The 12518-nt window shown below is 64.9% G+C and carries 12 protein-coding genes; 5 read left to right on the top strand and 7 right to left on the bottom strand.

All coding sequences use genetic code 11. The annotated features are described in order from the left end of the window. Positions 1-8: 8 nt before the first annotated feature. A complete protein-coding gene (gene purE / locus V9F06_13230; protein MEI2618571.1) occupies positions 9-509 on the top strand; it encodes a 5-(carboxyamino)imidazole ribonucleotide mutase in 501 nt (166 codons plus the stop codon). After that, positions 510-1643 carry a 5-(carboxyamino)imidazole ribonucleotide synthase gene (locus V9F06_13225; GenBank protein MEI2618570.1) on the top strand — a complete coding sequence of 378 codons (1134 nt, stop codon included), beginning with the start codon at positions 510-512 and terminating at the stop codon, positions 1641-1643. A gap of 847 nt (positions 1644-2490) precedes the next feature. On the opposite strand, the gene V9F06_13220 is transcribed toward V9F06_13225, so the two are convergent. Next, positions 2491-2649 (bottom strand): hypothetical protein, encoded by a 159-nt coding sequence (locus tag V9F06_13220; GenBank protein MEI2618569.1) that lies wholly within the window; start codon positions 2647-2649, stop codon positions 2491-2493. Between the two features lie 138 nt (positions 2650-2787). Between V9F06_13220 and V9F06_13215 the strand changes: the two genes are divergently transcribed. Further along, a complete protein-coding gene (locus V9F06_13215) occupies positions 2788-3033 on the top strand; it encodes a hypothetical protein (protein MEI2618568.1) in 246 nt (81 codons plus the stop codon). Between the two features lie 106 nt (positions 3034-3139). Further along, positions 3140-3361 carry a hypothetical protein gene (locus V9F06_13210; protein ID MEI2618567.1) on the top strand — a complete coding sequence of 74 codons (222 nt, stop codon included), beginning with the start codon at positions 3140-3142 and terminating at the stop codon, positions 3359-3361. Positions 3362-3419: 58 nt separating this feature from the next. Here the strand turns inward: V9F06_13210 and V9F06_13205 are convergent, their stop codons facing one another. Genes V9F06_13205 through V9F06_13195 form a run of 3 tightly spaced genes read right to left on the bottom strand, consistent with a single transcriptional unit; the run spans position 3420 to position 5326 of the window. Next, positions 3420-3614, bottom strand: coding sequence for a hypothetical protein (locus V9F06_13205; GenBank protein MEI2618566.1), 195 nt, complete (start codon positions 3612-3614; stop codon positions 3420-3422). Next, positions 3614-3808, bottom strand: coding sequence for a hypothetical protein (locus tag V9F06_13200; GenBank protein MEI2618565.1), 195 nt, complete (start codon positions 3806-3808; stop codon positions 3614-3616). Before V9F06_13200 ends, V9F06_13205 begins: the two co-directional genes overlap by 1 nt. Before the next feature lie 21 nt (positions 3809-3829). Further along, positions 3830-5326 carry a M81 family metallopeptidase gene (locus V9F06_13195; protein MEI2618564.1) on the bottom strand — a complete coding sequence of 499 codons (1497 nt, stop codon included), beginning with the start codon at positions 5324-5326 and terminating at the stop codon, positions 3830-3832. A 153-nt stretch (positions 5327-5479) separates the two neighbouring features. On the opposite strand from V9F06_13195, the gene V9F06_13190 reads away from it, so the two are divergent. Beyond that, the gene (locus V9F06_13190; protein MEI2618563.1) at positions 5480-7255 is read left to right on the top strand and encodes a hypothetical protein; all 1776 of its coding nucleotides are present in this window, start codon (positions 5480-5482) and stop codon (positions 7253-7255) included. Positions 7256-7433: 178 nt separating this feature from the next. On the opposite strand, the gene V9F06_13185 is transcribed toward V9F06_13190, so the two are convergent. The 3 genes from V9F06_13185 to V9F06_13175 form a co-directional block, all read right to left on the bottom strand. Then, the gene (locus tag V9F06_13185; protein ID MEI2618562.1) at positions 7434-9404 is read right to left on the bottom strand and encodes a translation factor GTPase family protein; all 1971 of its coding nucleotides are present in this window, start codon (positions 9402-9404) and stop codon (positions 7434-7436) included. A 174-nt stretch (positions 9405-9578) separates the two neighbouring features. Beyond that, positions 9579-10055, bottom strand: coding sequence for a hypothetical protein (locus V9F06_13180; protein MEI2618561.1), 477 nt, complete (start codon positions 10053-10055; stop codon positions 9579-9581). A 98-nt stretch (positions 10056-10153) separates the two neighbouring features. Beyond that, on the bottom strand, positions 10154-12307 hold the full coding sequence (locus V9F06_13175) for a sigma-70 family RNA polymerase sigma factor (protein MEI2618560.1): 2154 nt from the start codon (positions 12305-12307) through the stop codon (positions 10154-10156). Positions 12308-12518: the final 211 nt, after the last annotated feature.

The raw sequence follows: 12518 nt of genomic DNA, 5'->3' as shown, positions 1-12518 counted from the left end.
CAGGAAGCATGGCCGAACAGCCGCTGGTGGGCGTGATTATGGGGTCGCGCTCGGACTGGGAGACGATGGCGCATGCGGTCGAGACGCTGGAGGCGCTCGGCGTGCCGTACGAGACGCGCGTCGTCTCGGCGCACCGCACGCCGGACCTGCTGTTCGAGTACGCCGGCAGCGCCGAGGCGCGCGGGCTGGAGGTCATCATCGCCGGCGCCGGTGGCGCGGCGCACCTGCCGGGCATGGCCGCGGCGAAGACGGTCCTGCCGGTCCTCGGGGTGCCGGTCGAATCCCGCGCGCTGAAGGGCATGGACTCGCTGCTGTCGATCGTCCAGATGCCGGCCGGCATCCCGGTCGGAACGCTGGCGATCGGCCGGGCTGGCGCGGTCAACGCCGCGCTGCTGGCCGCCGCGATCGTCGGCGCGAACCGGCCGGCGATCCGCGCCGCGCTCCACGAATGGCGGGCGCGGCAGACTCAGACTGTCCTCGATCACCCCGACCCACGGGAGGGCAGCTAGATGATCCGCGTCGGCATCATCGGCGGTGGCCAGCTCGGCCGCATGCTGGCGCTGGCCGGCTACCCGCTCGGCCTGCGCTTCCGCTTCCTCGACCCCTCGCCGGACGCGCCCGTCGCCGACCTCGGCGAGCTGATCGTCGGCGCCTACGACGATCCCGACGCCCTCGCCCGCTTCGCCGAGGGGCTGGATGTCGTCACCTACGAGTTCGAGAACGTGCCGGCCCACGTCGCGCGCGCGCTGGAGCGCCAGGTCCCGGTCTACCCGCCGCCGGCCGCGCTCGATGTCGCCCAGGACCGCCTGTCGGAGAAGACGTTCTTCAACGCGCTCGGCATCCCGACCCCGCGCTACGTCGCCGTCGACGACCGGGCCGGGCTGGACGCCGCCGTCGCCGAGCTGGGCCTGCCGGCCGTGCTGAAGACGCGGCGCGAGGGGTACGACGGCAAAGGTCAGGCCATCCTCCGCGACGCCGCCGACCTCGACGCCGCCTGGCAGACGCTCGGCGGCCGGCCGCTGATCCTGGAGGCGTTCGTCCCCTACGATCGCGAGTTGGCGATCCTCGCCGCCCGTGGTCGCGACGGCTCAGTGGCGGTCTGGCCCGTCGTCGAGATCGAGCAGGTCGGTGGGATGCTCCACCGCGCCTTCGTCCCGGCCCGTCGTGTCGATGACATACTGGCAGCGACGGCCCGCGGTTATGTCGAGATCGCGATGGCGGAGCTGGACTACGTCGGCGTGCTGGCGATCGAGCTGTTCCAGGTCGGCGATGCGTTGCTGGTCAATGAGATGGCCCCGCGCGTCCACAACTCCGGCCACTGGACGATCGAGGGCGCCAGAACAAGCCAGTTCGAAAACCACCTGCGCGCCATCCTCGGCTATCCACTCGGTGAGACCGACGCGCTCGGCGCGATCGGCCTCCAGAACCTGATCGGCGAGATGCCCGACCCGTCCGCGATCCTCGCGATCCCCGACGCGCACCTCCACCACTACGGCAAGGCCCCACGGCCCGGCCGCAAGCTCGGCCACATCACCGTCCGCGCCGCCGACGAGGTGACGCGAGACGAGCGGCTGGCGGGGGTTGATGCTCGGGCGCGCCCGACGCGCAGTCGCACGACATCGCCTCACCCGACCTCTCCCTGATCACGTGGACATCGGGCACGATCACTAGCGGACGGCGGGCGGCGGCGTGCACTCGGGGTGACCTGGCGCACGCCATCGTCGACGGCCCAGCCCGGGTCACGATCGTCGATGTCGGCGATTAATTCATTGGCTGTGGTGGTGTCGCTCAATGGCAAGCGACGTGAAATTCGTGCCAATACTACGTTAACGGTGCCCGGAATGGCCATTTCCTGATTCTTATGCTACAGTGGATCAGGCAACTGTGACAGTCGAAAAGAGCATTGAGTACAGCGACCAGCGTGATCTGTCATGTAATTGGGTACGGTAGGCCCCCTTCCCTCTGTCATCCTGAACGGGGTGAAGGATCCGTTTTCCCGTCTGGAAACCGAGAAACGGGGAGGACGGATGTTTCGCTCGGGGTGCCCTCTGGGCCACACATGACAGAGGCACAGGTGGCTGCCGACCGGACACTTCATGGCAGTCGCTGTATTGAGTGCTCCGACTAGGATGACGTGTCAGGTTGGCAGCCTCCCCGCACCTTGTCATCCTCTGCCCAGAGGGCGCCCGCGCAGCCGAAGGATCTCCCTGCGTTCGACTGTATCCAGCCAGGGGAGATTCCTCGCTGCGGCTCGGAATGACAACGAGCGGTGGTAGCTGTCGCACCACAGTACAGGACACATCACGCTAGTCGCTGTATTGAGCGATGTTCGCCGAACGATTCGTCAGGCTATCCGCCGCTCTAGCTGTCGTGCTATCGGTGTTCGCGCTTTCTGGCCACGCCTGGGCGGACGGCTCGCGCGATGAGACTCAGGATATAGGAACGCAGTACTCACGGGTCGACGGTGTGCCAACTCCGATCACGGTTGGCTCAATCGTCGCAGTTGGTCACCTCAAGGACAGTGAGCGCGGTTCTGCGGATGACGAGTGCTCCTTCGGGAAGGTGGAGGTCGGTGCTGTCGGCGATCACGACGGCCAACCCTCTGAGATCGTAATTCGCGTAACCGAAGACTGCACGATGGTCGTTCAATCAGTTCGTGAACCTAGTAGAACACCGGCGAGACCAGCTTCAATCGCCGCTACATCTGAGGCATCGATCCTCGCAACCGCAACACTTGGTGTTGCTTGGTCAACATATAACGACAAGATCGGCATCGATCTAACGTACGTGTACGCAGAACTCACCTATCTTGACGACGGGTCAGCGGTCTACGGCGGATACAACGAGTGGCACGACTGCTACGCCGCGCCGGATGGCTGGAGTCAACGCTACTGCTATACCGCGTGGTCTCCTGGAGGTCCGTCGGAGGTCTGGTCCTGGACGTTGGGTGGATTCCAGTACGCGGGTGGTAACTGGCTACACGAGCACCAGGCCGAATACGATGGTTGGCCGGGAGGCAGCTACAACTACTAGTGCTCGCATACCGGCTCGCTCGTCCCCGGTGGCTACTGGCACTGTGGAGGAGGACGCTATACCTGATTCTACCCGACACTAGCAGCGTAGCGAAACGGACCGGCGAATGTCCCAGGGGCTATGGCTCGATCTCATATGGCTGATTCCCGGGTGTTCGCTGTTCCTAACCTGGTACGGCCTGTCTCGCTCGTCGTGGAAGGCGATGCTCATCGCCGCGGCGCTGTCGTTCGTGTTTGGCGTGATCACGGTCTTCAGCATCGGTATCTTCCTGTTCGCCTTCTGTGTTCTCCAGCTTGTCGCCGTCGTTCTACTGCGCTGGAATACGTGAGGGGCACGAAGGTCGAACGAGGTACGTTGGCGGTCGGTAGTCAACGGTGCTCGCCGCTTCAGGATGGTCGGTCTCTGCGCCGCAGCGCGTCGAACGCCAAGACCAGCGCAACCCCGATCGCCGCGCCGACCAGGATCGGCAGGCCGCTGCTATCGAGCCGGCCGAGCAGCGCGATGCCGAGCAGGAAGCCCAGCAGGACCGCGGCGGCCTGAACGAGCGGGTTCTTTCGGCGGCGTGGCGGCATCTCGCTCATCAATCGTTCTTGCGCTGATCGTGCGCGACGCCGAGCGCGACGCCGATGGCAACGCCGATCGAGATACCCAGGGAGACGTTGCCCATTGCGGCGCCGCGATCGGCGCCGATCGCGACGCCAAGCGGGAGGCCGACGATCATCCCCTGCTGCTGGCGTGGCTTCTGCTTGTCGTCCGGGTCCCGGTTATCGCTCATCCTGCCTCCTTTACCCTGACCCTACCGCATGTCGCGATCCAGCGGCCAGATCGGCCGGCGGACGCGGCGGTAGGGAAAGCTGAGCAGATCCGGCGAGGAGAGTCCTGGCCCAGCGACCTCGATGATGCCGGCTGCCAGTGGCCCGAACGCGGCCCGGAAGTGGACGCTCGACTTCAGAACGATGATCCGGCGCGACTCCGGCTCGATCCCTGCCGCACGCAGCAGCTCCGGGTCGAGCGCCTGGACGCGGTTCGTCGCAACGATCACCTCGACCGGCGGGTCGCCCACCTCGATGACCGCCGACGACCCCAGCCGCGTCGTCGTCCCGGTTCCCATCGGACCGCGATTCACAAAGGTGAGGTCGCCAGTCCAGCGCACCCGCGCGTCGAGCTCCAGCGTCGGGCCGTGGAGGTGGTCGGTCTTGCCGCCCAGTCGTAGCCTGCCGCGATTGCCTGCGCCGATCAGCTCTGCCTGACGCACCGTCTCGGGATCGGCGATCATCGCGACAACCGCGCTTTCGGCACGCGCCGCCAGCAGCGCGGCCAGGATCGTCGTGCCATCCCCCGACGCGCCCCCGCCGGGGTTGTCGGCGACATCTGCCAGCACGACCGGCCCGCGCTCCGCCGCCATCGCCAGCGAGACCGCTGCATCGACCGGGGTCAGGTCCGACTCGAACAGCGATCGTCTCTCCCAGCAGGCGGCTGCCAGCCGGTCGGCGATCGCGTTCGCCGCCGCCGGATCGCCGTCGGTCGTCACCAGCACCGCCATCCCCGCGTCGTGGATATCGTTGTAGGGGAAGCCCGAGGCGAGGGCGATCGAGAGCACCGATCGTTCATGACGCGCCTGCTCGGCCAGCAGCGCGAGGTCGCGCATCGGAGTCGGCCCGGCAGTCCACTGCGTCGTCAGCGGGGTCAGTAGCGGAATCTGGCGCAATGCGTGGGTGGGCAGGATCTCGCCGAGCAGCCGCTGCTCCAGCAACCGCACCGCCTGGCTGCCACGCGCATAGGTGTCGATGTGCGGGTAGGTCTCGTAGGCCAGCAGGATGTCGGCATGCTCGACCATCTGCGGAGTCAGGTTCGCGTGCGAGTCGAGAACGACGGCGATCGGCACGTCCGGTCCGACCGCCCGGCGCACGCGGCGCAAGATCTCGCCGTCGGCGTCGTCCAGCGCCTCGGCGACCATCGCGCCATGCAGTGCCAGCAAGACGCCGGCCAGCCCGGCCGGCTCACCGGCCGCGGCCGCGATCCCGCCGACCAGCTCGTTGGCCAATGATTCGAACGCGCCGCGCCGAATGCGGCCGCTGGGTGTTGCCGAGGCGAACAGCGTCGGAACGAGGTCCCAGCGTAGTGCCAGCGACGTGTCGACCATCCCCCCGAGGGCTGTGCCGGCCCCCCGGCTGGTCTCGATGATCGTCCGGCCACGCGCGAGCGCGCGGCGCTGGAAGTCGGTCAGGGTCGTCTGTATCGACGAGAATGTGTTGGTCTCGTGCGAGATCCCGCCGATCGCGACGCGAGGCATAGCCGGACGCTCCGTTCGCTCCGCCGTTCAGATCGGCGCAGTATCAGGCAACACTCGGCAGGCGGCAAGCAGGCGTCGGGTACGTTGCCGGACGTCCTGCTCGCCGCTATCATCGGCGCACCGGATCGTTGCTGGCGATGGAGAGACAACAGTATGCAGACAACTGACGCGTCGGGCTCGCTCGGGACGGCGCCGGTGGATCCATTTACGTATGCGAACGCGGGTCAACCGGCCGGCAAGCGGGAAGTCGACCTCTATGTCCGAACCTATTCGACCTTACTGCGTTCCTCCGGCCCGGTCGATGTAGACGCCCTCATTCCGGCACACCTCAACATCCAGTCCAGCCTGCACGCACAGGCTGCATCCGACCGGCCGGATATGGGCGCGTTCATGTACAGCACGCTTCGGCTGCCGCCGGAGATCGTCACCGTCCGGAATATCCTCCTCGGTCAGGCACATACGGTCTTCGCCGTCCACGGCTATACCGATCTGGACGACTGGACATCGGTGTCGGCGCCAGGCCGACGGCGAAAGTGGCAGTGGGATGGGCGCAGCACGATGGCTGTGATGGTCGGCTCGGCCTCCGACCTCGATGACCTGATCCCGACGATCGTCGGCTGGCAGATCGAGTGGAACAAGATGCACCAGCGCATCAGCGAGACCCCCGAGCTGGCGGCGCTGATCGAGGCAGGCTCGCGCCGGCCGGGCCAGCCTGGCGATGCCGATGGCGGCCAGCGGCTGGAGCAGATCGGCGAGGGGCTGGGGATCGAGCCGGCCGACTGGGCGCGGCTTTGCTCGACCTGGGGTCGCGAACTGTGGCCCAATCTACGCCGGCTGGCCGCGCGCAAGCGCGATCTGCGCCTGCAGATGCTCGGTGGAACCTATCTCGGCTACACACGGTCCGCTCAGCGCTGGTGGGCGCCGGCCGGGCGCAGCTTGTCCGAGCTAGACCTCGGCGGCCGGCCGGTCTACTTCATCTCGTCCAACACCCACTCGCTGGCGAACATCCTCACCGGCACCGCCCGTCGTCGTCGCGACGAGCTGGTGCGTTTCGTCGAGGAGTCGGCACACCCCGACCTGCTGCCGGAGTTGCGCAAGCTGCAGGCCGGCGAAGTTCGCGCGTCGTGGGATAACTTCCTCTACTACACAGCCCGGCTCTACTACACCGCCAACCCCGAAGCGCGCGCCGAGCGCGACGCCGAAGAGGCCGAGCGCGGCGTCGTCACGATCGATCCGACCAGTGCCGTCGATGTCGGCATCCAGATCATGGACCTCGGCAAGATCGACCCGAATGATCTCGACCCGCGTATTCGTGGCTACTGTCCCGGCGGCACAGATGCCGTGATCGTCAACATCAACTACCCGCTCGGCCTGGCGGCGTATCACATCTTCGGTCAGATCGCGACGGGGGTGGATCGGCTCCGCGGGATCTACATCCTCGGCAAAGCTGCAACGCTCAACGCCCGCATCGGCGACGTCATGATCGCCAACGACGTCTACGACGAGCACTCCGGCAACACCTACTGGTTCGCCAACTGCTTCTCCAGCGCCGATCTCGACCCATTCCTCGTCTACGGCTCGACCCTCGACCGCCAGCGCGCCGTCACGGTCAAGGGCACCTATCTGCAAAACCGCGGCTACCTCGACTTCTATTACCGAGAGAGCTTCACGGTCGTCGAGATGGAGGCCGGCCCGTACCTCTCGGCGCTCTACGAGGACGTCGCCCTCACTCGTCACCCGACCAACGAGAGCGTCAACATGAGCCAGCTCCCGGTCGACCTGGGCATCATCCACTACGCCTCGGACACCCCGTACTCCCACGCCCACACCCTCGGCGCGCGAGGCCTGTCGTACTACGGCATGGATTCCACCTACGCCGCCACCCTCGCCATCGTCCGGCGCGTGTTCGAGGACTGCCGGAAGGCGTGACTCTCGGCTCGCGTCTCCGGGGATCCGGGATGCGTGGCCGTCGTCGCTACGACGGCACGAACAGCTGCAAGCCGTCGACCCGCTGGAAGTGCCGAATGTCTGAGTGCCTCGGCGTCGATGTCACCACAAGCGTCACCGCGACATTAGCTTGCTGATTCGACTGGTCTCGCTCTGCGACTCATCCCCGCGCCACCTCCGCCAGGTAGTGGGCGCGGTTGAGCGGGTTCGGGCCGACGCGCGGGCGCGTCGGGGCGGGGGCGGGGACCGGTCGGTAGCCGGCGAAGTGCGACGACCAGCCGCCCTCGCCGCGTGTCAGGCCGGGAAGCTGCTGCTCGATGCCACGCAGCTCGACCGTCGGGATCGTGACGGTGAGATGGCAGGTTGCGCCGTCCACCCGGGTGTCCTCGATCGTTGCGCGCGCCTGGATCAGCGCGCCGCAGATCGTGCCGTAGGTGTCCTCGGGGATCTCCAGCTCCAGCGCGTCGATGGGTTCGCAGACGACAGTCCCGGCCTGCCGGATCGCCTCCAGCAGCACCAGCGGGACGAGCTTGCGGAAGTCGCCGGCCGTGCTGAGGATCGAGTTGAACCCCGGCTGGAAGAGCGTCACGACGCAGTCGATCACCTCCCAGCCAGCCAACCCCTGCTGGAGCGCATCGTAGACTGTCTCCTCGGTTGCGCGGTAGAACGCCAGCGGCAGCGAGCCAAGCTGGCGCTCGTAGCGGATGCCGCTGCCCGGCGCGGCCGGCTCGACGCGGAAGCCGAGCGTCGCATAGTAGGGGTTGCGGCCCTCGAAGATCACCTCCAGCGCTTCGCCGGAATCGACCAGCCGCTCGACGCAGATTGTCCGGCTCGGCCCGAACCAGACGCCGAGGCCGTAATCGCGCGAGAGCGTGTCGGTCAGTACCTCCTTCTGCACGTCGCCATAGAGGCGGACGGAGATCTCGCCGGACTCGTTACGCTGCCGCAGCGAGATGAGCGGGTCCTGCTCGGCCAGCTGCTCCAGCGCCTCGCGCAGCCGGGTGATCTGGCTGCGATCCAGCGGGCGGACGATGCTCTCGAGCGCTGGCGGCGGGAACGCCAGCGGCAGCTCGCGCGCCGCGCCGCCACCCGCGCCGATCCGGTCGCCGATCCGCGCCTCACGCAGCCCGTGCAGCGCGGCAATCTCGCCAGCAACGATCTCGCCGGTCTGGATCGCCGCGCCGCCGGAGAACCGGTCGATCGCCATGATCCGCTCGTCGATCTCCTCGGGCTCGCCCCAGCTACTCTGGCGATGGAGCGATACATGCTGGCGAACGGCAAGCCGGCCGTCGAACAGTCGGACGTAGACAACCTTCTCGCCGCCCGGCCGTCGCGCGATCTTGAACACCGTGCCGCTGGCCGGCGCGTCGGTGTCGCCAACGGCGGGCGGCAGCCATTCCTCAACGCCGGCAAGCAGCGCCGCGACCCCGGCGCCGGTGATTGCCGAGCCGAAGAAGGCCGGCGAGACCTCCCGGTTGGCGACCTGACGGCGCAGCTCGGCGTCGAGGAACGCGGCGGACGGCTCGCCGCCAGTGCGCTCGTACTCCTCGATCACTCGTTCGCTGGCCTCCGCCAGCAGATCGGTCAGTGCCGCCCGCCATGCCGGGGCCGTCCGGTCGACCGGAGTGACAGACGCGGCGCGGTCGCCCAGCCCGTCCGGCCGGTTCAGCGCCACGACCCGCAGTCCGAGCTTCTCACGGATGTCATCCAGCAGCGGCTCGCCGCGCGCGCCGAGGCGGTCGATCTTGTTGATGAAGACGATCAGCGGCAGGCCGGCCGCGCGGATCGCCCGCGCCAGTCGCCGCGTCTGTGGCTGGACCCCCTCGACGGCCGAGACGACGAGCACGACGGCGTCGAGCGCGTCCAGCGCACGCGCCACCTCGGCGATGAAGTCGCCGTGGCCGGGGGTGTCGATCAGGTTGACGGTGAGCTCGCCGAGCCGGAACGACGCCACGGCCGACCAGATCGTGATGCCGCGGGCGCGTTCAAGATCCCGCGAATCGGTCTGCGTCGTGCCCTTGTCGACGCTGCCGGGCGCAGCGATGACGCCGGCCTGGTAGAGGATGCGCTCGGTGAGGGTTGTCTTACCGGCGTCGACATGCGCCAGGATCCCGAGGTTGAGATTCGCCATGCGCGATACCTTCGTCGAAGAAGCAGATGGACGGCTGGTTCTTCAACTGGCGCCGCATGGGACACTCCTTCTCGCTCAGGATCGGGCAACGACGACGGGCGCGGCCCCAACCGCGCGGACGCATCGTAGCAAGTCGCGGCGGTTTGCGCTACTGGCCCCGGTCATCCGGTCATCCTACGGCACTGGCGTCCCCTCGCTCAGGACGACGACAGGCCCGACGGCGTACCAGACCTTTGCAGTTGTCAGGCAGGGATCGAGCGGATCGCCGTCGACCTCACCGCCGGCCATCTCGATGGTGTCGCCGACCTTCGCGACGATTGTTCCGTTCTCATCGCGCAGTTGCACCGTGCCGTCATCGTCGTTCCAGCTATATGCATAGGGCCAGCCGATTGGATATTGTTGACGGTCGCCGATCACCCACAGGCAGCCGTCCACGATGCGGAGCTGCCCGATCAGTAGCGCCATCATGTGCGCGTCGATTGGTATCTGCGTTGGGAAGTTGCGCAGAGTCGCGGGCTTGGGCTGCTGCGAAGGACTGGTTATGACCGTCGCTGGCGAAGTGGCCAAGGGTGTCATATCTGCCGGCGGCGACGACCGGCAGGCTGTGATGAGAATCGTGGCGAGGCTGATGACGACGAGACCGAATCGCACGGGTACGGTGGCTTCTTTCTCATCGGGGCGATGTGCGTTCACTGACCGTCCACCGCAGCATAGGGTCGACCACCGATTCTGCTCAGTAGTGCTATGACTCACATCGCGTCAAGTGCTGACGCACGACGGTCAACGGTGTCCAGGTATGTCAACATCTCATTCCGTATCCGTATGTGTCCAATTTCGTCGAAGAGCCTGGACTGTAGATCAATCACATACTCGGTAGTGACTTCGAATCTCGCAACTATTTCCGTTAGCGGCATCGGTCCTGGTCTCATAAGCCCGAATCGAGCTATTACGAGCTCCTGGTCTTCTTTGGGTAACGCTAGGAGCGTCTTTCGGAGAAGGAAGTGCAATGCAACAGATAAGATGGGTCTATAATGAAGTTCTGTGTCCAGATTCGCCTCAACATCGTTCAGTACCTTCGACTCGAGATTGGCGGTAGCACGAGGCACCGCGATCATCGGGGCAACACTCTGATTCGGATTACGCTGGTCTGCCCTCCTGATGTCGGTCTTGAGAGACTCCTCAGTCCCTGCATCGGTGCAATGCTTCGCCCTGCGTCGTGAGTTGCGTTCACCAGACCGCGCGTCTCTAGGCGATAGGTTTCTTCCATCAGTGCGGACCCCTAGTAGATTCGGTGACTTCGATGGCGACTTCTTATTAGACTGTTCTCCAAGCGACCCTGTCTTGCTAATCCGTTGGAGCTTCTCAATTGCTTTCGCTTGAATCTGTCGAATGCGCTCCCGCGTGAGTCCGTAGATTTGGCCTACTTCCTCGAGCGACCACGGTCTTCCGCCTTCAAGACCGAAGCGCAACTCCAGAATCCTGCGTTCTCGTGTATTGAGATTGCTGAGCAGCGCCGTGACTTCGTCAGCGGCCGAGCGAGACACAACGGCTTCTAAGACGGGGTCCGGCTCCTGACGAAATTGGTCACGGTCATGCTTCGTCCGCTGTTCGTTGGTCAGGGTATCAATCGACAAGATCGGTTGGCTCACGTGAAGAGCCTGGGCTACTCTTGATGTGTCGACCTCTAGCTGCGCGGCCAGTTCCTCAATCATCGGCTCACGACCCAATGCCGATTCCAAGTCTTCGGTTGCTCGATTCACCTTAGTGAGCCATTCGATCATGTGGATCGGTAAACGAATTGTTCGAGATTGATTCGCCAAAGCGCGAGTAATCCGCTGGAATACCCAGCTCGAAGCATAAGTCACGAATCGATAGCCAAGCGAGGGATCGAACCTCACGACCGCGTCGAAGAGGCCACCTGCTCCCTCCTGAAGGAGATCTTCGATCTCCAGGCCGTTTCCGATGTACTTACGCGCGATTCTCGCCACAAGCCAGAGGTTATCCACAACGAGGGACTCACGCGCCGCCAGTGCTTCGCTGCTCCAGCGAGTGATATCACTACCTTTTCGAGCCACCTCCTGCGCGACGGTTGTGCAGTGAATACGCTCTTCTACGCGTGCGAGTCGATGCCCCATCCAGACTTGCATCAGGAAATCACGCGTCCCGTCCGACAGAGATACACCCGCATAGCCGAGTCGTTCGATAACCATTCTGGAATCAGGCGCGCCCTGAATGAGGTCACCGAAGATGTGTTCCGCGACGCGGACATCCTCCACTCGAACATCTCGCACGCCTTGGTGGGATCGCGACGGCACTAGTGGCACGTTAGCGCGCTGAATGAATGTCCGTAGCTCTTCAAGGTGTGGCTGACTCGCTTGGAGTCTCGCGACCGCGACGCTGAGATTTCCCAGTGTGAGATAACCACGGTGCTCGATTGCGCGCTGTAATCGTGGAAGAATATCCAGCTCCATGATCTGCTCGAGATCCTCGCGATCGATGGCCGGTTCGCCGAGCAATTCGCCATCAAGCGCATCGACGATCTCCTCATCGACCTCTTCGTCGTCTTCGAAGAGACCGATAAGGTTGTCGTCGAGGCCATGAAGAAATGAACGATCGGAATCGGCGTCTTCGAAGCTACTGTCAAGAGGATCATCGTCCGTAGCGGTCGTGAAAGGGCGAATCTGCGGGTCCAACTGTCTCGTCTGCGAGTCCCCAACAGGGACTGTGTGTAGAGCTGCAGACGGGAAGTGACTGTCGAACAGAACGAGTTGATTGTAATCCTCAGATTTGGACACGGTGTTTGCTTTGCGGCCCAAGCGCCCTCGAAGACTGCGGGCCACGGTGAGACGCCTCACCCCCAACTCAGCCATCGGTTCTTGATACCAGTGATCGCCGGCGGTCACTCTCGTGGTCCATCCCTATGACACCGGGGGTAATGAGACGTTCCGATCGATCTCAGCTCCCATTTCCCGGAAGCGTTGTGCCACTGTAGCGCCCGCGTGGAAAAAGACACCACGTCTCGTTCGCGGCGCGCAACCTTCGCTTGTAGTCCAGTCACCACAATTGTATAACATCGTGTTCTGGAGTCCGAGCTAACACACCACTATGTATTAG

The organism is Thermomicrobiales bacterium (assembly GCA_037045155.1).
Taxonomy (GTDB): Bacteria; Chloroflexota; Chloroflexia; order Thermomicrobiales; family CFX8; genus JAMLIA01.
This window is presented reverse-complemented; position numbering and strand designations above follow the sequence as displayed.

Excerpts from the sequence above, each read along its gene's own strand:
- purE (MEI2618571.1), top strand. The coding sequence starts at position 9 with ATGGCCGAACAGCCGCTGGTGGGCGTGATTATGGGGTCGCGCTCGGAC.
- V9F06_13225 (MEI2618570.1), top strand. The coding sequence starts at position 510 with ATGATCCGCGTCGGCATCATCGGCGGTGGCCAGCTCGGCCGCATGCTG.
- V9F06_13210 (MEI2618567.1), top strand. The coding sequence starts at position 3,140 with ATGTCCCAGGGGCTATGGCTCGATCTCATATGGCTGATTCCCGGGTGT.
- V9F06_13205 (MEI2618566.1), bottom strand. The coding sequence starts at position 3,614 with ATGAGCGAGATGCCGCCACGCCGCCGAAAGAACCCGCTCGTTCAGGCC.
- V9F06_13200 (MEI2618565.1), bottom strand. The coding sequence starts at position 3,808 with ATGAGCGATAACCGGGACCCGGACGACAAGCAGAAGCCACGCCAGCAG.
- V9F06_13195 (MEI2618564.1), bottom strand. The coding sequence starts at position 5,326 with ATGCCTCGCGTCGCGATCGGCGGGATCTCGCACGAGACCAACACATTC.
- V9F06_13190 (MEI2618563.1), top strand. The coding sequence starts at position 5,480 with ATGCAGACAACTGACGCGTCGGGCTCGCTCGGGACGGCGCCGGTGGAT.
- V9F06_13185 (MEI2618562.1), bottom strand. The coding sequence starts at position 9,404 with ATGGCGAATCTCAACCTCGGGATCCTGGCGCATGTCGACGCCGGTAAG.